Source organism: Solihabitans fulvus (assembly GCF_008386585.1).
GTDB classification, from domain to species: domain Bacteria; phylum Actinomycetota; class Actinomycetes; order Mycobacteriales; family Pseudonocardiaceae; genus Solihabitans; species Solihabitans fulvus.
Genome location: NZ_VUOB01000038.1, coordinates 169,532 through 187,647 on the forward strand (window position 1 = coordinate 169,532; position 18,116 = coordinate 187,647).

General features: G+C 72.1%; 16 protein-coding genes. 10 read left to right on the forward strand and 6 right to left on the reverse strand.

Annotated features, from left to right (window positions below):
• Nucleotides 1-12 precede the first annotated feature (12 nt).
• On the reverse strand, nt 13-2,136 hold the full coding sequence (glgX, locus tag F0L68_RS21630) for a glycogen debranching protein GlgX (protein ID WP_223199008.1): 2,124 nt from the start codon (nt 2,134-2,136) through the stop codon (nt 13-15).
• Between the two features lie 195 nt (nt 2,137-2,331).
• Here glgX and F0L68_RS21635 point away from each other — a divergent pair, with 195 nt between their 5' ends.
• The 4 genes from F0L68_RS21635 (at nt 2,332) to F0L68_RS21650 (ending at nt 6,131) form a co-directional block, all read left to right on the forward strand.
• Nucleotides 2,332-3,099, forward strand: coding sequence for an ABC transporter ATP-binding protein (locus tag F0L68_RS21635; RefSeq protein ID WP_149851498.1), 768 nt, complete (start codon nt 2,332-2,334; stop codon nt 3,097-3,099).
• Between the two features lie 77 nt (nt 3,100-3,176).
• Nucleotides 3,177-3,956: an enoyl-CoA hydratase/isomerase family protein gene (locus F0L68_RS21640; RefSeq protein WP_149851443.1), complete on the forward strand. Its 780-nt coding sequence runs from the start codon at nt 3,177-3,179 to the stop codon at nt 3,954-3,956.
• A gap of 20 nt (nt 3,957-3,976) precedes the next feature.
• Complete coding sequence (locus F0L68_RS21645) at nt 3,977-4,939, forward strand: class I SAM-dependent methyltransferase (protein ID WP_149851499.1); 963 nt, start codon at nt 3,977-3,979, stop codon at nt 4,937-4,939.
• Between the two features lie 16 nt (nt 4,940-4,955).
• A complete protein-coding gene (locus F0L68_RS21650; RefSeq protein WP_149851444.1) occupies nt 4,956-6,131 on the forward strand; it encodes a class I SAM-dependent methyltransferase in 1,176 nt (391 codons plus the stop codon).
• A 126-nt stretch (nt 6,132-6,257) separates the two neighbouring features.
• Here the strand turns inward: F0L68_RS21650 and F0L68_RS21655 are convergent, their stop codons facing one another.
• Nucleotides 6,258-7,223, reverse strand: a complete 966-nt coding sequence (locus tag F0L68_RS21655) for a nucleoside hydrolase (RefSeq protein ID WP_149851445.1) — start codon at nt 7,221-7,223, stop codon at nt 6,258-6,260.
• Between the two features lie 97 nt (nt 7,224-7,320).
• On the opposite strand from F0L68_RS21655, the gene F0L68_RS21660 reads away from it, so the two are divergent.
• Entirely contained in the window at nt 7,321-8,073 is a 753-nt protein-coding gene (locus tag F0L68_RS21660; RefSeq protein WP_149851446.1) for an acyltransferase, read from the forward strand.
• 85 nt (nt 8,074-8,158) lie between these two features.
• On the opposite strand, the gene F0L68_RS21665 is transcribed toward F0L68_RS21660, so the two are convergent.
• From F0L68_RS21665 to F0L68_RS21675, 3 genes are read right to left on the reverse strand one after another with little or no spacing between them, the layout of a single operon-like run.
• Complete coding sequence (locus F0L68_RS21665) at nt 8,159-9,412, reverse strand: glycosyltransferase family 4 protein (protein ID WP_149851447.1); 1,254 nt, start codon at nt 9,410-9,412, stop codon at nt 8,159-8,161.
• Between the two features lie 31 nt (nt 9,413-9,443).
• Nucleotides 9,444-10,973, reverse strand: coding sequence for a 1,4-alpha-glucan branching protein domain-containing protein (locus tag F0L68_RS21670; protein WP_149851448.1), 1,530 nt, complete (start codon nt 10,971-10,973; stop codon nt 9,444-9,446).
• Nucleotides 10,970-11,746 carry a class I SAM-dependent methyltransferase gene (locus F0L68_RS21675; protein WP_149851449.1) on the reverse strand — a complete coding sequence of 259 codons (777 nt, stop codon included), beginning with the start codon at nt 11,744-11,746 and terminating at the stop codon, nt 10,970-10,972. The genes F0L68_RS21670 and F0L68_RS21675 overlap by 4 nt, the downstream gene beginning before the upstream one ends.
• 639 nt (nt 11,747-12,385) lie before the next feature.
• Here F0L68_RS21675 and F0L68_RS21680 point away from each other — a divergent pair.
• Nucleotides 12,386-13,198, forward strand: a complete 813-nt coding sequence (locus F0L68_RS21680; RefSeq protein ID WP_149851450.1) for a coiled-coil domain-containing protein — start codon at nt 12,386-12,388, stop codon at nt 13,196-13,198.
• Nucleotides 13,199-13,358: 160 nt separating this feature from the next.
• On the opposite strand, the gene F0L68_RS21685 is transcribed toward F0L68_RS21680, so the two are convergent.
• Nucleotides 13,359-14,201 carry a DegV family protein gene (locus F0L68_RS21685; protein ID WP_149851451.1) on the reverse strand — a complete coding sequence of 281 codons (843 nt, stop codon included), beginning with the start codon at nt 14,199-14,201 and terminating at the stop codon, nt 13,359-13,361.
• A gap of 318 nt (nt 14,202-14,519) precedes the next feature.
• Between F0L68_RS21685 and F0L68_RS21690 the strand changes: the two genes are divergently transcribed.
• The 4 genes from F0L68_RS21690 (at nt 14,520) to F0L68_RS21705 (ending at nt 18,105) form a co-directional block, all read left to right on the forward strand.
• Complete coding sequence (locus F0L68_RS21690) at nt 14,520-15,302, forward strand: electron transfer flavoprotein subunit beta/FixA family protein (RefSeq protein ID WP_149851452.1); 783 nt, start codon at nt 14,520-14,522, stop codon at nt 15,300-15,302.
• Nucleotides 15,303-15,323: 21 nt separating this feature from the next.
• Nucleotides 15,324-16,283, forward strand: coding sequence for an electron transfer flavoprotein subunit alpha/FixB family protein (locus tag F0L68_RS21695; RefSeq protein ID WP_149851453.1), 960 nt, complete (start codon nt 15,324-15,326; stop codon nt 16,281-16,283).
• A 179-nt stretch (nt 16,284-16,462) separates the two neighbouring features.
• A complete protein-coding gene (locus tag F0L68_RS21700) occupies nt 16,463-17,245 on the forward strand; it encodes a GNAT family N-acetyltransferase (RefSeq protein ID WP_149851454.1) in 783 nt (260 codons plus the stop codon).
• Nucleotides 17,242-18,105 (forward strand): lysophospholipid acyltransferase family protein, encoded by an 864-nt coding sequence (locus F0L68_RS21705; RefSeq protein WP_149851455.1) that lies wholly within the window; start codon nt 17,242-17,244, stop codon nt 18,103-18,105. The genes F0L68_RS21700 and F0L68_RS21705 overlap by 4 nt, the downstream gene beginning before the upstream one ends.
• Nucleotides 18,106-18,116: the final 11 nt, after the last annotated feature.

Below are 18,116 nucleotides of genomic sequence, written 5' to 3' on the forward strand. Positions count from 1 at the left end.
CACACAGTGGAGTCAGTGCGCAGCACGGAGTAGCAGCAGCGCTCGTCCTGCGACCGGCAGCGAGCTGCCCGGTTCCCTCGGCTCGGTGTCGGCCGGCGTGCCGTCCGGGACGCTGGTGTCCAGCACCAGCTGGTACTTCTCCCCGTACAGCGCGTCCGGCAGCACCACGTCGACCGGATCCGCCCCGGCGTGCAGCACGATCAGCCACGAGTGGTCGGGGACCAGCTCGCCCTCCCTGGTGCGGGACAGGCAACCGGACCCGTCGATCCACATCACCAGCGTCCGCCTGCCCTCGTCGAACCAGTCGGTCTCGGCCATCTCCTCGCCGCCCGGCCGGAACCACATCAGGTCGGGGTCGCCGTCGTGGGTCGTGCGGCCCTCGAAGAACTGCGGTTGGCGCAGCGCGGGACACGCGGCGCGCAGCGCGATCACCTTGCTGGTGAACGCGAACATCGACGCGGCCTCGGCGCTGTCCTGCGACCAGTCCAGCCAGGACGTCTCGTCGTCGACGCAGTAGGCGTTGTTGTTGCCGCCCTGGGTCCGCCACATTTCGTCGCCGGCCAGCAGCATCGGCGTCCCGGTGGACAACAGCTGCGTGGCCATCAGGTTGCGGGCCTGCCGGCCGCGCAGCTCGCGAATCCCCTCGTCGTCGATCTCGCCCTCGGCCCCGCAGTTCCACGACCGGTTGTCGTTGGTGCCGTCCCGGTTGTCCTCGCCGTTGGCCTCGTTGTGCTTGTCGTTGTAGGACACCAGATCCCGCAGCGTGAACCCGTCGTGCGCGGTGACGAAGTTGATCGACTGCCACGGCCTGCGCAGATCGTCCGCGTACAGGTCGGACGAGCCGGACAGCCGGTAGGCGAGGTCCCGCACGTCGACCGCGCCCCGCCAGAAATCCCTTGCGGTGTCCCGGTATCGGCCGTTCCACTCGGCCCACTGCGGCGCGAACGCGCCGACCCGGTAGCCCTCCCCGGTGGCGTCCCACGGCTCGGCGATCAGCTTGCACCTGGCCAGCGCGGGATCGCAGGTGATCGCGGTCAGCAGCGCCGAGTTCGCGTCGAACTCCCGCCCGCCCGGCCTGCCGAGCACGCTGGCCAGGTCGAACCGGAAGCCGTCGACGCCGAGCTCGGTCGCCCAGTAGCGCAGTGAGTCGGTGACCATCCGCACCACGGTCGGCGACCCGGCGTCCAGCGTGTTGCCGGTGCCGGTGATGTCCCGCATGCCGCCCTCGGGCCCCTGGAGGTAGTAGGCGCCCTCGTCGAGGCCGCGGAACGACAGCGTTGGGCCGCCCTCACCGCCCTCGCAGGTGTGGTTGTAGACGACGTCGAGCAGCACCTCGATGCCGGCGGCGTGCAGGGCCGCGACCATCGTGCGGAACTCCTCCACCTCGCGGCCCGGCTCGCTCGCGTAGCCGGCGTGCGGGGCGAAGAACCCCAGCGTGGAGTAGCCCCAGTAGTTGCGCCGGCCCGACCGCAGCAGGTTGGGCTCGTCGCAGATCGTGTGCACGGGCAGCAGCTCGACCGTGGTCACGCCGAGCCGGACCAGGTGCTCGATGACCGAGGGATGCGCAAGGCCGAGATAGGTGCCGCGCTGGTGCTCCGGCACGTCGGGATGCCGCTTGGTGAAGCCGCGCACGTGCACCTCGTAGAGCACGGCCTCCTCGAACGGGATCTCCGGCTTCAGGCCGGTGTCCGCGCCGCCGGGGGAGGCCACCACGGACAGCGGCACGCTGCCGAGCGAGTCCACCACCGAGGGCGGCCCGGTCAGCGGGTCGTCCTGGTAGGTGAACGCCGCGTCCAGGTGGGACAGGGAGCCGGTGATCAGCCGCGCGTACGGGTCGACCAGCAGCTTCGCCGGGTTGCACCGCAGGCCCCGCGCCGGGTCGTACGGGCCGTGCACGCGGAACCCGTAGCGCTGGCCGGGTGTGACGCCGGACACCAGGCCGTGCCACACGCCGAAGGTGCGCTCGGTCAGCTCGATCCGCTGCTCCGTGTCGTCCTCGCCGATCAGGCACACCTCGACCGCCTCGGCGACCGAGGACGCCACCGCGAACCGCACGCCACCGGCCTCGGGGTGCGCGCCAAGCGGAAACGGGCGCCCGGCGAGCACGGGCAGGTCGGACTCTCCTCTGTGCAGCACCTCGTCGATCCTGCCAGCACGGTGCGATCGGGGCGCTGGGACGAACTCCACCATGGCTGTCAGCCCCCAGTGCTCGGCCCCTCGACTGCGGTCATAAACAATGGTCGCGTGACCGACCACGGGGCGAGGCAGGGCACGGTGCGGAGCAACTCGAATGGACGCGTTGACGTCGATGTGACCGACCTGGTCGTGCACATGGCGGACGTGAGCGTGCGACGAGGGCGGAACACGCTGCTCGGCGGCGTGCAATGGAGTGTTGAGCTGGACGAGCGCTGGGTGGTGCTCGGGCCCAACGGCGCTGGCAAGACCACGCTGTTGCGCCTGGCCGGCGCCGAGATGCACCCGACAGAGGGAACCGTGCACCTGCTCGGCGAGCAGCTGGGGCGGGTGGACGTGTTCGAGCTGCGGCCGAGGATCGGCCTGTGCTCCGCGGCGCTGGCCGCCCGCGTGCCGGCGCAGGAGAAGGTCGTCGACGTCGTGGTCAGCGCCGGGTACGCCGTGCTGGGCCGCTGGCGCGAGGACTACGACGAGCTGGACACCGGCCGGGCGCTGGAGCTGCTGGCGGCCCTCGGCGTCGACCACCTCGGCGACCGGCTGTTCGGCACGCTGTCCGAGGGCGAGCGCAAGCGCGTGCTGATCGCCAGGGCGCTGATGACCGACCCGGAGATGCTGCTGCTCGACGAGCCGGCGGCCGGGCTCGACCTCGGCGGCCGGGAGGACCTGGTCGCGCGGCTGTCCGAGCTGGCGCTCGACCCGGACGCGCCGGCGATGGTGCTGGTCACCCACCACGTCGAGGAGATCCCGCCCGGCTTCACCCACGCGCTGCTGCTGCGCGAGGGCGGGGTCGTCGCGCAGGGACTGCTGGACGAGGTGATCACGGCCGAGAACCTGTCCGCCACCTTCGGCCAGGACCTCGACCTACAGAAGGCTGGCGACCGCTTCTTCGCCCGCCGTCGCGTGTGAGCTGTTCCACGAGGTGGGCTACCGCGCGGTAACCTGCCGTTGACTAGCGCTGGATCACGGTCGAGGAGGACCTGGGGATGGGCGAGTTCGTCAGGCTTGAGGTTGAGGGCGGCATCGGCACGATCCGGCTGGAACGGCCCCCGATGAACGCGCTCAACAAGCAGGTCCAGGAGGAGATCCGGGCCGCGGCGCACGAGGCGGCGCAGCGCGAGGACGTCCGCGCGGTGATCGTGTACGGCGGCGAGAAGGTGTTCGCGGCCGGCGCGGACATCAAGGAGATGGTCGACATGTCCTACGTGGAGATGGCCGACCGCGCGCACGCGCTGTCGTCCTCCTTCGCGGCCGTCGCCGAGATCCCCAAGCCCACCGTCGCCGCGATCACCGGCTACGCCCTCGGCGGCGGCTTCGAGCTGGCGCTGTGCTGCGACCGCCGGATCGCCGGCGACAACGCCAAGGTCGGCCAGCCGGAGATCCTGCTCGGCATCATCCCCGGCGCCGGCGGCACGCAGCGGCTGGCGCGGCTGGTCGGCCCGAGCAAGGCCAAGGACATCGTGTTCACCGGCCGGTTCGTCGGCGCCGAGGAGGCCCTGGCCATCGGCATGGTCGACCAGGTCGTCGCCCCCGACGAGGTGTACTCGGCGGCGCGCGCCTGGGCCGGCCAGTTCACCGGCGCGGCGTCCCGCGCCCTCGCCGCGGCGAAGGCGGCCATCGACGGCGGCCTCGACGGCGACCTGGCCAGCGGGCTGAAGCTGGAGAGCCACCTGTTCGCCGCGCTGTTCGCCACCGACGACCAGACGATCGGCATGCGGTCGTTCGTCGAGAGCGGCCCGGGCAAGGCCAACTTCACCGGGAAGTGAACTCCGTGACCGAGAAGTCCGTGACCGCGAAGGCAGACCCGGCGCCCAACCCGCACGCCAGCGCGGAGCAGGTCGAGGCCGCCTGGCAGGACCCCAAGCTCGCCAACGTGCTCTACCACGACTGGGAAGCCAGTACGTACGACGAGAAGTGGTCGATCTCCTACGACGAGCGCTGCATCACCTACGCCGTCGACCGGTTCCGGCTTGCCGCAGGCGACGTCGGGCCGTACGAGCACGCGCTCGAACTGGGCAGCGGCACCGGTTTCTTCCTGCTGAACCTGATGCAGGGCGGCGTGGCCAGCAAGGGCTCGGTCACCGACCTGTCGCCCGGCATGGTGCAGGCCGCGCTGCGCAACGCCGAGCACCTCGGCCTCGACGTGGACGGCCGGGTCGCCGACGCCGAGCGGATCCCCTACGAGGACAACACCTTCGACCTGGTCGTCGGGCACGCCGTGCTGCACCACATCCCGGACGTGTCGGCGGCCATGCGCGAGGTGCTGCGGGTGCTCAAGCCGGGCGGGCGGTTCGTGTTCGCGGGCGAGCCGACCACGATCGGCGACTTCTACGCCCGCAAGCTCGGCCAGGCCACCTGGTGGCTGACCACCAACGTGACCAAGGCCGTGCCGGTGCTCAACAGCTGGCGGCGCCCGCAGGAGGAGCTGGACGAGTCGTCCCGCGCCGCCGCGCTGGAGGCCGTGGTCGACATCCACACCTTCGACCCCGACGAGCTGGAGCGCACCGCGGTGCGGGCCGGCGCGGTGCGGGTCAGGGCCGTGACCGAGGAGCTGTCGGCCGCGCTGTTCGGCTGGCCGGTGCGGACCTTCGAGGCCGCGGTGCCGAGGGAGAAGCTCGGCTTCGGCTGGGCCATGTTCGCCTACCGGACCTGGCAGCGGCTGTCCTGGCTGGACGAGCAGGTGCTGTCGAAGGTGGTGCCGCGCAACCTGTTCTACAACGTGCTCATCGCCGGGACCAAGCCCGTCTAGTCGGGGCCGGCCGGAGTTGGGCTACGAGTTCACCCGCGAGGACGTCGCGTTCCTGCGGTCGGCGGCAGGCGGCCGCGCGCTGGCCGAGGTCGGCGCGCTGCCGCTGATCCCGGCCTCGCAACTGGCCGACGTGGTCTCGGCGCGGCAGCTCGTCGGCGAGCGCTTCGCCACCGTGGTGGAAACCGTGCTGCTGCGCCGCCGCGCGGTGTCCAAAGTGGACGATTCGGCCGACTGGCTGTTCACCGACGCCGCGCTCCAGCAGGCCACCGCGTCCGCCGTGACGGCGCACCGGGCCGCGCGGTTCGCCGGCCGCGACGTGCACGACGTGACCTGCTCGGTCGGCGCCGACCTGGTCGGGCTGGCCAGGGTCGCCGCGCGGTGCGTCGGCTCGGACCTCGACCAGGTGCGGCTGGACATGGCCGCGCACAACTGTGCGGTCGCCGGCGTCGGGCCGGTGCTCGCGCGGGCCGACGCGCTGCGGCCGGTCACCAGGGGCACGGCGGTCACCGCCGACCCCGCGCGCCGGGACGCGAGCGGGCGGCGGCGCTGGCAGCCCGGCGACTTCGCGCCGCCGCTGGACGAGCTGGCGGAGACCTATCGCGGCGTCGACCTCGCCGTGAAGTGCGCGCCGGGGCTGGACTTCGACATCGCGCCGTGGGCGGACGAGGTGGAGGTCGTGTCGCTGGACGGGCAGGTGCGCGAGGCGTGCCTGTGGACCGGCGGGCTCGCGACCGCAGGCGTCCGGCGGCGGGCCACCGTGCTGCGCTCCGGAGGTCCACAGTGGACGGTCACGGATGCGGAGTCGGATGACTGCCCGGTGCGGGAGGTCGGGGAGTGGATCGTCGACCCCGACGGCGCGGTCGTGCGGTCCGGCCTGGTCCGCCAGTACGCGGCGCGGCACGGCCTCGGCCAGCTCGACGAGCACATCGCCTACCTCACCGGCGACACCCCGCCGCCGGGCATCCGGGCGTTCCGGGTGACCGAACACGGGCACTACAACGAGAAGACCCTGCGGGCGATGCTGCGCCGGCACGGGGTCGGCCGGCTGGAGATCCTGGTGCGCGGGCTGGACGTCGACCCCAACACGTTGCGCCGCAGGCTCAAGCTGGCCGGCCCCGCCGAGGCCACGGTGGTGCTGACCCGCGTCGGGCGCAGCCCCACCGCGTTCCTCTGCACGGCCCACCGCACCTGAGCGTGCTGACCGTCCTGGCTTGTGCTGAGTGGTTCTACAGAGTGCTGATCCGCGTCGGGCGCAGCCCCACCGCGTTCCTCTGCACGGCCCATCGCACCTGACCGTCCCGGCTTGTGCCGAGTCGTTCTACAGGGTGCTGAGCCGGTCGAGGACGAACTGTCGGAGGCCGTCGAGGTCGGTGTCCAGCGCGAAGTCGACGGCCTGCTCCTGATCGACGCCGTACTCCCTGTTGACCTCGGTGCGGCGGCGGTCCGCCACGGTCGCCCCTCGGCCAGGCCCGAACGTGCAGTCGACGTCCACCGGATACCTGGTGGTGCGCAGGATGCCCGGCCGCACCGCCTCCGCGACCGCGACCGCGTCGTGCAGCACCAGGCCGGGCCAGCCGAGCGACTGCGCGTAGTGCCGCTGGTACTCGGCGGTGAGCCCGACCAGGGCCGCCCCGACCGGCCCGGCGGCCTCGACCCGGCCGAGCCAGTCGAGGTCGACCGCGCAGCGCATGGTCAGGTCGAGCGGCACCAACACCGTCGGCAGGCGCTCCTCGGCCAGTACTCGGCGCGCGGCCTCCGGGTCGCTCCAGATGTTGAACTCCGCGGCCGCGCTGACGTTGCCGCCGCCGACCGCGCCGCCCATGATCACCAGCCGGCCGATCTTCTCCCGCGCCCAGGGGTGCGCGGCCAGCAGCAGCGCGACGTTGGTCAGCGGGCCGACCGCCGCGATGGTGACCGGCGCGGTCGCGGCGGCGAGCAGCTCGGTCATCAACGTGACCGCGTCCCTCGGATCGAGCGCGCGCGTCGGCTCGGGCAGCGTGTCCGAACGGCCGGACAGCCCGTCCGAGCCGTGCGCGTAGCGGGCCCGGTGCGGGTGCGGGTGCACCAGCGGCCGGTCCGCGCCTGCCGCCACCGGCACGTCCTCGCGGCCAAGCAGCGCGAGCAGCCGCCGCGCGTTGACGGTGGTCGCGGACAGCGGGACGTTGCCGAAGACGGTGGTCACGGCGAGCAGGTCGACCTCGGGGCTGGCGGCGGCGAGCGCGAGCGCGAACGCGTCGTCAACGCCGGGGTCGGTGTCGATGATCAGCGGGGTCCTGGTGGTCACGTGATCGCATCCTGCCCGACCCCGCGCGGTCCCGTCGGGTGCGATACGCGGAGTGCGTGCGCGACCGCGCTGCGCGCTCGACTACCGTTCGGTAGCCATGACCAGCATGTGGGGCGCGCCGATGGCGGAGCGGCTGCGATCGTGGCGCGGCGCGCGGCGCGATCCGGACCAGGCCAGGTTCCTGACGCTCGACTCGTTGCGTTGGGTGCTGCGGCACCGCGCGTACACGCCCTGGTACCTGGTCAGGTACTGGCGGCTGCTCCGGTTCCGGCTGGCCAACCCGCACGTGGTGCTGCGCGGCATGGTGTTCCTTGGCAAGCGCGTCGACCTGCACTGCCGGCCGGGCTACGGACGCCTGGAGATCGGCCGCTGGGTGCACATCGGCGACGGCAACGCGATCCGCTGCCACGAGGGCTCGCTGCGCCTCGGCGACAAGGTGGTGTTCGGCAAGGACAGCACGGTCAACTGCTACCTGGACATCGAGATCGGCGCGGCCACCCTGGTCGCGGACTGGACCTACATCTGCGACTTCGACCACGTCACCAGCGACATCCACCAGCCGATCAAGGACCAGGGCATCGTGAAGTCGCCGGTGCGGATCGGCCCGGACTGCTGGGTGGCCACCAAGGTCACCGTGCTGCGCGGCACCAGGGTCGGCCGAGGCTGTGTGCTCGGCGCGCACGCCGTGGTGCGCGGGGACATCCCGGACTACTCGATCGCCGTCGGCGCGCCGGCCAGGGTGGTCCGCGACCGCAGCGCCGACTACGCCGCCGACGCCGACCGCCGCGCGGCGGTGGCGGACATGGCACGCAAGGCGTCCGAGGCGCTGAACCGCACGCTGGAGTCCTGACGGCGGCGGTCGACAGCGGAGGCCCGGAACGGGTCCGCCGCACGCCTGACGCCTCGCTGACGGTCCCGCGCCCGCCCAGTTCCCGCTACGGACCGAAGGCGTTGCCGCTGGCGATCTTGGGGCGGCCGAGGGTCGCGGGGGCGGACACCGTGGCCTGTCGGTACACCTCGGCGGTCGCCTCGGCGATGCGCGTCCAGTCGAAGTCGGTGGCCAGCCGCGCCTTCGCGGCGCGCGCCCGTCGGGTCGCCGAGGGCCGGTCCGCCAACACGGAGTGCACGGCGTGCGCGAGGCCGTCCACGTCGCCGGGCGCGAAGGACAGGCCGGTGCGGCCGTCGACCACGACCTCGCCGAGGCCGCCCGCCGTCGAGGCGACCAGGGGAGTGCCGGCGGCGGCCGCCTCCAACGCCACAATGCCGAACGGCTCGTACCTGCTCGGCAGCACCACGGCGTCGGCGGCCGACAGCACCGCGGCCAGCTCCCGATCGGACAGGTGACCGGCGAACTCCACCGCCCGCCGCACCCGGTGCTTGCGGGACTGCTCGACCAGCCAGGACGCGTGGCTGCCGTGCCCGGCGACGACCAGCCGCGTGCCGGGGTGGCTGCGGCGCACCTTCGGCAGCGCCGCGATCAGGTCCTGGACGCCCTTCTCCCACTCGAGCCGCCCGAAGAACAGCAGCAGCGGCTCGCCGCCCGGCGCGTACCGGTCCCGCGCCTGCGCGAGGTCGGCCGGGCGCACCCGCCAGCCCCGTGGCTCGATTCCGTTGTGCAGCACCGAGATCGTCGCCGGATCGACCTCGAACAGGTGCGACACCTCGGCGCGCATCGACGAGGAGCAGGTGATCACCGTGTCGGCCCGGTTCGCCAGCCACCACTCCACCGAGTGCACCTGCTGGTTCAGCGACTGGGTCAGCCAGCCGCTGTGCCGGCCAGCCTCGGTGGCGTGGATCGTCGCGACCAACGGCACCTCCGCCGCCTCGGCGAGCGCCACGGCCGGATGCGTCACCAGCCAGTCGTGCGCGTGCACCACCTCGGGCCGCCAGCCGCCGAGCAACGCCAGCCCGGCGCGCACCATCGCGTGCCCCATGGCCAGCGTCCACGCCACCAGGTCCCGCTCGAACACCAGGTGCGGCGGGTCCTCGGCGACCCGGATCACCCGCACGCCCTCGACCGACTCGTCGGTGGTCGGGTGCGTGCTCGCGTCGCTGCCGGCCTCCTGCCGGCACAGCACGACCACGTCGTGTCCCTGCTCGGCGAGCCGGCTGGCCAGCGCGTGCACGTGCCGGCCGAGCCCGCCGACCACCACCGGTGGGTACTCCCAGGACAGCATCAGCACGCGCATGACGGGCGATCCTCGCACTTCTCACGCAGGTTCATCGACGCATCAGGTCCCGTGCGTCCAGGTGGCCGAACGGTCCGTCGACCGCCCGCAGCTCCGCGGCCAGCGCGGCGGCGTGGTCCCGCCGGCCGGCGCGCAGCAGCGCGGCCAGCTCGGCGAACCGCTCGCCGTGCACCTTCGCCCGGTGGCGGGCGTAGTCCGCGGCGGAGTCCTTGGTGACCATGAACGCCCAGTCGCTGGACAGCGCGAGCAGCGCCTCCCGCACCGTCTGGTCGAGGGCGGTGTCCCGAACGCCTCGGTCGCCCGCCAGGTCCACCGCGGCGAGGAGTTCGCGTTGCAGTGCGGTGTTCTCCGCCACCAGGTCGGCGACCTGCTCGCCGTCCCACACCCGCCAGTCCTTGCCGGAGCCCCAGGAGGACGCGGGCAGCTCGATCGGCTCGCCGACGTGGCCTGCGGCCACCGCGCCGCGCAGCGAGCTGACCCGCACGCCCGCCTCGGGCAGCGCGCGCAGCACGGCCTCCAGCCACGCGGGGCCCTCGTGCCACCAGTGCCCGTACAGCTCGGTGTCGTAGGCGGCGACCACCATGCCTGGCCGGCCGTCCCGGTCGCGCAGCTCCCGCAGCCGCCGCACCACGGTGTCGACGAAGTCCTCGGCGTGCCGCTGGACCGCCTGTGCCGCAAGCGTTGGCTCGTAGGGCTTCTTGTCCTCCGGTGCGACGTCCCTGCCGGTCACCCGGGAGGGCTTGAGGCCGGTGGGGTGGTCGAAGGTGTGGAAGTCCCGGTACGCCGGGTCGCCGGGGTAGCCGACCTTGGGCGACCACACCCGGTAGGTCACCGACAGGTCGCGTCCGAAGCACAGCACGTCCGAGGAACCGACCGGGTGCGCCCGCGCGGTGTCGCCGCGCAGCGCCGGACCGTCCACCAGGAACCGCCGCACCCCGGCCGCCGCGTAGTCGCGTTCCATGCCGGGCGCGTAGCCGCACTCGGGCGCCCAGATGCCCTCCGGTGCCGAGCCGAGCCGCAGCGCGGTGTCGGCCAGCCCGGTGCGCAGGGCGAAACCGCGCACCCGCTCGTCCAGCAGCGGCTGGAACGGGTGCGTCGCCGGCCCGCCGATCAGCTCGATGACACCGGCGTCGACCAGCGGGCGCAGCACCGGTGAGAAACCGTGCCGCCAGGTCGACTCGAACCGCTCGATCGACCAGGTCGCCCTGCGGAACTCGTCGGCGGACAGCTCGCGGAGTTCCGGTTCGGCGCGCGCCCACCGGGTGCCGGCGTACTCGGCGCGCAGCCGCCAGTTGCCGAGCCAGTCGTGGAAGCCGCGCAGGCTGTAGGGATCGTCGAGCTGGGCGGCGAGCACCGGGGTGACGCCGAGGGTCAGCACGTCACGGAAACCCTGCTCGCCCAACCGTTGCAGCAGATCGATCAGCGGCAGGTAGGAGTGCGCCCACGCCTGGTAGAGCCACTCCTCGCCGACCGGCCACGCGCCGTGGTGCGCCAGCCACGGCAGGTGGCTGTGCAGCACCAGGCAGAAGGTGCCCTCGTCGCGTGGCTGCCCGCCGGTCATGGCGCCACCGCGACGGCGACCAGGTCGAGGCTCGCGTCCAGGTCGTCCCCGGTGATCTCGAAGTCGTTGCTGCGCACGGACTTCACCGCGTCGAGCAGGTCGGCCGGCCACGGGGTGCCCGCGACGGCGACGGCCACCTGCGCGTCGATGATCGAGCCTCCGTTGGCCGCGTCAAGCTCGCGCAGCGCGGGGCCGTGCCGCAGGCCGGCGAGCAGCTCGACGCGGAAACCGGCCCCGCGCAGCAGCTCGGCCAGCTCGTTCGGGGCGAGTTCCCTGGTGTGGAAGGGGTTCAGCGGGGTGTCCCGGCCGGGGGAGAAGGTGAGCCGGTTCGGGGTGGTGACCAGCAGTCGACCGCCGGGCCGCAGCACCCTCGCGCACTCGGCCAGGAAGCCCTCCTGGCTCCACAGGTGCTCGATGACCTGGAAGTTGGCCACCACGTCCACCGAGGACGATCGCACCGGCAGGTCGGCCAGGTTCCCGCGCAGCACGGCGAGGTCCGGGTAGGCGCGGGCCACGTGCGCTGCGGTGAACTCGTCGTAGTCCAGCGCCAGCACCCTGGCGGCCGTGCCGGCGATGAGCTGGGCGCCGTAGCCCTCGCCGCAGCCAGCGTCCAGGACGGTGCCGCCCGCGCAGTGCGGCAGCAGCGCGAGGTATGCCGCCTCGTGTCGGCGGAACCAGTAGTTTTCCTCGGCGATGCCGGGCACCGTGCGTTCACCGGTGAGCGGCAGGCCGGGCTCCTCAGCTGCGTCGATAGCTGCGTGGATGCTGCTCACTGCCCTCGTCCTTTCGGGTGGACCGACTCTCGGGCGATCCCCAGCCAGGTGGATGGCGCCGGTCAGTTTTCCACCTGGACGGGGGAACGTTACTCACGGGTATGTGAATCAGGAGGAGGCGGCCCACCAGCGGAGCGACGGGCGCGGCCCCCGTGACCTTCCCAAATTGATCACCGGACCGGCTGACAGCGGTGCCCGGTCCCGTCGGGCGCCGCGCGGCCGCTGGCCGTCGGTCGCGGTCCGGGGCGTACGCCGACAAGCCGTGACCCGCAACCGCGACCGCGCGGCCGTGCCGCGGCTGGGGGATCGGTGAACCCCGTCGGCGGGACACCCGTTGGTGGGAATGCGAGGTTTTGCTGACGGTGCGCACTTGGTGTGGTCGGTGGATCCGGCCGTGTCCACGCGACGGTGAATTCTCTAAATTCACACAATCGTGTGCAGGTCGATAGTGCACAGTTGATCTACTTGGGCTGGTCAAGGGCATGTCACGCCGGTTGGGAAGGCGTTCGCGACGGATGTCGCCGTGTCGACTTCCGGTGGTTGTCCACCCATCGTGTGGGTATCCTCCGACGACCATTCCGTTCCGGCCCCAGTGATTAGGCGTCGCGTATGTGCGCTAAAGAGCAGGAGATTGTGCCCTTGCACGAGGCATTCGATGTCGTGTTGCGAGGCTTCCACAAGCGTCAGGTCGTGGAGCACATCGAGTCGATGGAGGAACAGCTCCGGTTCACCAGCATGGACCGGGCCGAGGCCATGGCGCAGGCCGCCGACCTGCGCAAGCTGCTCGACATGACCCGCAGGGACCTCGAGAGCACCAGGGCTCGGCTGGAACGGCTCGAACTGTCGCCGGCCACCGCCGTCGGCGCCAGCGAGCGGCTGCACCGGATGATGATGCTGGCCGAGGACGAGACGGCCGAACTTCGGTTGCGGGCCAAGAAGGACACCGACGGCCTGCGGCAACGCGTCGACGTCGAGGTCGCCGAGCTGCGCGCGAAGGTCGCCAAGGAGGCGAAGAAGGCCCGCGAGACCGCGGTGCGCCGGGCGGCCGAACTGGACCAGCGGGCGGTGGAGCTGGAGCGGCTCCGCGTCGATCTCGAGGCGGAGAACGCGCGCAGGCTGGTCGAGGTCGAGGCGGAGTGCGCGGCCATGCGGGAGAAGGCCACGGCCGACGCCGAGCGGATCCGCGCGGAGATCGTGGAGTTGGCCACCGCCAGGGCGAACTTTCTGGTGTCGGTCGCCGGGCAGGAATCGCGTCGGCGAATCGACGAGGCCCGCGATCGGATCGCGCAACTGCACGAACTGCACAAGGCTTTGGCCGGCAAGGTCGAGGCGGCTCGGTCGGCGATCGCGGACGCGGTCAAGGGAATCGAGTTGACCCCCGTCAGAACGAACGGGGTCATTCCGGAACAGTCGACGAAGGTCGCCGGCACAACCGTGACGCTGCCGGCATAACGACACTGTCGGCATAACCGAATTGCGACGCATCGTGCCAATGCTGCGTCAATAGGGTGTCTTCGCGCCAGACGCGATGACGGGTGATGGTGCGCCCGGTATCGCGTGTGGCGCGAAGCTTTTTGTGGGAGTGGTGCGGTCGCGAGGCGGGTGCGGGCGGTCAGTGGGGGGAGATGGAGACGCCGAGGGCTCCTGGGCCCACGTGGGCGCCGATGGCGGAGCTGACCTGGGTGAGGGTGAAGTTGTGGCCGCCGGGGATTCGGCTGCGGAGGGCGCGCAGCAGCGTCTCGGCCCGGTCGGGGGCGGCGAAGTGCTCGACGGCGACGTCCACCTGGGCGCCTCGGGCCTTCTTGGCGGCCAGGTCGACCATGCGGCGCAGCGCTCGGTCGGTGCCCATGACGCGTTCCAGGGGAGTGATCGCGCCGTCGGCGACCGTGAGCAGGGGCTTCATGGACAGGGCGGTGCCGACCAGGGCCGCCGCGGGGCCGATGCGGCCGCCCCTGCGCAGGTACTCCAGGGTGTCCACATAGATCAGCTCAAGGCCCTGGCTCCAGCGGCGCTCGGCCGCGGCGATCACCGCCGACACGTCGCCGCCCCGGTTCGCGGCGTCGGCCGCCGCGATGACGCCGTGGCCGAGGCTCATGCCGGCCGTGTGCGAGTCGATCACGTGCACCGGGATCTTCGACCGCTCGGCCGCCGCGCGCGCCGCCTCGCAGGTCGCCGACTGCCGGCCAGAGATGTGCATCGACACCACCGCCTCGGCGCCGTGGCCCCAGGCCTCCTGATAGGCCCAGAACAGCGCCCCGGCGTCGGGCGGCGCGGTGGCCACCTCGACCCGGTCCTCCATGGCCCTGACCAGGGCGTCGGTCGGCACCCGCGCCTCGTCGTCGACCTGGTCGCCGACCCGCAGCTGCATCTGGACGACGGCGATGCCCAACCGCCCGACGTCCGCGTCCGGCAGGTCGGCGGTGGAGTCCGTGACGATCGCTACTCGTCGGTACATGTGCCAGCACCCTAGACCGAATGACGGAGTCCGGGTCCATCTCCGCCTCCCTAATCTGCTTTACCGGTTAACGAGCGGCGGGCCGTGTGCGATGGTTCTGTCCAATCGACGGCGTCCGTGGCCGGGTGAGCACGATCACCGGCGCGGGCGCTTGCTTCTGTTTGCACCCGCGCTACCGGTGGGTAACATCTGGAGTAGTCGACACCACCGTGCCATCGCGGCAACGACATGGCAGGGTCGGTGTGCTCGGATGACCCTCGAGTCACCCACCCCCATGAAGGCAACTGCCGCCCGTCCGCAGGAGGTCGAAGAGGACCTATGAACATCGTTGTCCTGGTCAAGCAGGTGCCTGACACCTGGTCCGAGCGCAAGCTCACCGACGCCGACCACACCCTCGACCGCGAATCCGCGGACGCCGTGCTCGACGAGATCAACGAGCGCGCCGTCGAAGAGGCCCTGAAGCTCCAGGAGGCGCACGGCGGCGAGGTGACCGTCCTCGCGATGGGTCCCGACCGCGCCACCGAGGCCATCCGCAAGGCCCTGTCGATGGGCGCGGACAAGGCGATCCACGTCTCCGACGCGGCCCTGCACGGCTCCGACGTGCTGGCCACCGCCAAGGTGCTGGCCAAGGCCATCGGCACCGTCGAGGGTGTCGACCTCGTCATCGCCGGCAACGAGGCCACCGACGGCCGCGCGGGCGCGATCCCCGCGATCCTCGCCGAGCTGCTCGGCCTGCCGCAGGTCACGCAGGTCCGCAAGGTCGAGATCGACGGCACGACCGTGAAGGCCGAGCGGGAGACCGAGGAGGGCGTCGCCTTCCTCGAGGCCACGCTGCCCGCGGTGGTCAGCGTCACCGAGAAGATCAACGAGCCGCGCTACCCCTCGTTCAAGGGGATCATGGCGGCCAAGAAGAAGAAGGTCGACACCCTCAGCGTCGCCGACCTCGGCCTCGACCCGGCGGAGGTCGGCCTGACCGGCGCGTGGTCGAGCGTGCTGGAGGCCGCGCCCAAGCCGCCCCGGTCCGCCGGCCAGCGCGTCGAGGACGACGGTAACGGCGGCGCGCAGATCGCCGAGTACCTCGTCGGCCAGAAGCTCATCTGAGGACGAGGAGGGAAGGTACACATGTCTGAGGTCCTGGTCCTCGTCGACCACATCGACGGCGAGGTCAAGAAGGTCACCTTCGAGCTGCTCACCGCGGCGCGTCGGATCGGCGAGCCGTCCGCGGTCGTCGTCGGCACACCCGGCACCGCGGCGAAGGTCAGGGACGCCCTGGCCCGTTACGGCGCGGCCAAGGTGTACGCGGCGGAGTCCGAGGACGCCGTCACCTACCTGACCACCCCCAAGGTCGACGCGCTCGCCACGCTGGCCGGCTCGGCCTCGCCAGCGGCCGTGCTGATCTCGGCCACGGTGGAGGGCAAGGAGGTCGCCGGCCGGCTGGCCGCGCGGCTGAACTCCGGCCTGCTCGTCGACGTCGTGGACATCGACGCCGACGGTGTCGGCACGCAGTCCATCTTCGGTGGCGCGTTCGTCGTCAAGGCCAAGGTCGGCAACGGCCTGCCCGTCATCACGGTCCGCCCCGGCGGGGTCGAGGCGGAGGAGGCCGACGGCGCCGCCGCCGAGGCGGCCGTCGAGCTGCCCGCCGTCGACGCGGCGAAGTCCGCCAGGATCACCGGCCGCGAGCAGATCGTGGGCGGCGACCGCCCCGAGCTGACCGAGGCGTCCGTGGTCGTCTCCGGTGGTCGAGGGGTCGGCAGCGCGGAGAGCTTCGCGGTCGTCGAGAAGCTGGCCGACACCCTGGGTGGTGCGGTCGGCGCCTCGCGCGCCGCGGTGGACTCCGGCTACTACCCGCACCAGTTCCAGGTGGGGCAGACCGGTAAGACCGTCTCGCCGCAGCTGTACATCGCGCTGGGCATCTCGGGCGCGATTCAGCACCGCGCCGGCATGCAGACGTCGAAGACGATCATCGCGGTGAACAAGGACGCCGAGGCGCCGATCTTCGAGATCGCCGACTTCGGTGTCGTTGGTGACCTGTTCCAGGTCGCGCCGCAGCTCACCGAGGCCGTGGCGAAGCGTAAGGGCTGATTTTTTCGTCATGTCTTTATGAACACCGGGGCTGCTCCTGCGGGGGCAGCCCCGGTGCTTGTTTCACCCGGTCGAGTCAACCTGAGGAGAACCTGAGAACCGGGGATTAACCGACATTCCACCGACGTGTCATCGGATTCCCCTGCTCCCGTACGCACTGCGGCACGTACACCAGTCATATGACGCAGTCGGAACTGCTTGTCAGCACCGCGCGGCCAGGAACCGAGGTTCCCGCCGACGCCCCCCGCTACTCGCTGCTGGTCGCGAGGGACAGCGCGGAAGTCCTTGCCGCGCAACGTCTCCGTTACGAGGTCTTCGCCACCGAGATGGGGGCGACCCTGCACACCGACCAACCCGGTGTCGACGTCGACTACTTCGACGAGTTCTGCGACCACCTGGTCGTGCGCGACGACCGCACCGGCGAGATCGTCGGCACGTACCGGATGCTGCCGCCCGAGCGCGCCGCCGAGGCCGGCCGCATCTACTCGCAGTCCGAGTTCGACCTCGGCGCCATCGCCGACCTGCGCCACACGCTGGTGGAGACCGGTCGATCCTGTGTGCACCCCGACCACCGCAGCGGGGCCGTGGTGAGCCTGGTGTGGGCCGGCATCGCGCGCTACATGCTGCTGTCCGGGCACTCCTACCTCGCTGGCTGCGCCTCGGTGTCGCTCGCCGACGGCGGCACGCTGGCCGCCGGGGTGTGGGATCTGGTGCGCGCCAAGCACTTCGCGCCGGAGGAGTACCGGGTGCGGCCGCTGCACCCGTGGGATGCGGACGCGGTCGCCAGGCCGGCCCGCGCCACGATCCCGCCGCTGCTCAAGGGGTACCTGCGGCTCGGGGCCTGGGTCTGCGGCGCGCCCGCCCTCGACGAGGACTTCGGCGTCGCCGACCTGTTCGTGCTGCTGAGCCTGGACCGGGTGGACAAGCGCTACCTGAAGTTCTTCCTCGGGGAGACCGAATGACCACGCACGCGTGGATGCCGCAGTCGCCGTGCGGGGCTGGCTGTGTCGAGGGCGCGGCGCCCTCGGTGACCTGGTCGCGCCGGGTCGCGCGGGCGGTCGCCGCTGGCTCGGTGCTGCTCGGCGCCGTCGGCATGCTGCTGGCGATCGTGGCGCTGCCGGGTTCCGCGCGGGCGGTCGTGCTGCGCGGCTGGTTCCGGCTGCTGCTGCGGGCCTTCGGCGTGCGGCTGCGCGTCGTCGGCGCCGACCGCTTCCAGGGCACGGCGGGCCGGGGCGTGCTGGTGGCCAGCAACCACGTCTCCTGGCTGGACGAGGTCGCCCTCGACGCCGTGCAGCCCCTTCGGATGGTGGCCAAGCGGGACATCAGGTCGTGGCCGGTGCTCGGCAGGCTGGTCGCCGCCGCCGGCACGGTCTTCCTCGACCGCGAGCGGCTGCGGTTGCTGCCGGGCACCGTCGCCGAGCTCGGCTCGGCGCTGCGGGACGGGGCCGCCGTCGGCATCCACCCCGAGGGCACCACCTGGTGCGGGCTCGCCTCGGGACGGTTCCGGCCCGCGCTGTTCCAGGCCGCGCTGGACGCGGGCGTGCCAGTGCGCCCGGTGGCGCTGCGCTACGTCCTGGCCGACGGCGCGCAGACGAGCACGCCGGCCTTCGTCGGCGACGAGACCCTGCTCGACGCGATCGGCCGGGTGCTGCGGCTGCGCGGGCTCGTCGTCGAGGTGCACGTGCTCGACGAGATCGCGCCGGGCCGCGCGGTCGACCGCAGGGAACTCGCCGCGCTCGCGCAGGCCGCCGTCGACGCGGTGTCGGCGTGGGACATCGAGCTGCCCGGCCAGCGGACGCACGGACACGCCCTCGCGGCGTGAGCCGAACCACC

Excerpts from the sequence above, each read along its gene's own strand:
- F0L68_RS21635 (WP_149851498.1), top strand. The coding sequence starts at position 2,332 with ATGGCGGACGTGAGCGTGCGACGAGGGCGGAACACGCTGCTCGGCGGC.
- F0L68_RS21640 (WP_149851443.1), top strand. The coding sequence starts at position 3,177 with ATGGGCGAGTTCGTCAGGCTTGAGGTTGAGGGCGGCATCGGCACGATC.
- F0L68_RS21660 (WP_149851446.1), top strand. The coding sequence starts at position 7,321 with ATGACCAGCATGTGGGGCGCGCCGATGGCGGAGCGGCTGCGATCGTGG.
- F0L68_RS21665 (WP_149851447.1), bottom strand. The coding sequence starts at position 9,412 with ATGCGCGTGCTGATGCTGTCCTGGGAGTACCCACCGGTGGTGGTCGGC.
- F0L68_RS21670 (WP_149851448.1), bottom strand. The coding sequence starts at position 10,973 with ATGACCGGCGGGCAGCCACGCGACGAGGGCACCTTCTGCCTGGTGCTG.
- F0L68_RS21685 (WP_149851451.1), bottom strand. The coding sequence starts at position 14,201 with ATGTACCGACGAGTAGCGATCGTCACGGACTCCACCGCCGACCTGCCG.
- F0L68_RS21690 (WP_149851452.1), top strand. The coding sequence starts at position 14,520 with ATGAACATCGTTGTCCTGGTCAAGCAGGTGCCTGACACCTGGTCCGAG.
- F0L68_RS21695 (WP_149851453.1), top strand. The coding sequence starts at position 15,324 with ATGTCTGAGGTCCTGGTCCTCGTCGACCACATCGACGGCGAGGTCAAG.
- F0L68_RS21700 (WP_149851454.1), top strand. The coding sequence starts at position 16,463 with ATGACGCAGTCGGAACTGCTTGTCAGCACCGCGCGGCCAGGAACCGAG.
- F0L68_RS21705 (WP_149851455.1), top strand. The coding sequence starts at position 17,242 with ATGACCACGCACGCGTGGATGCCGCAGTCGCCGTGCGGGGCTGGCTGT.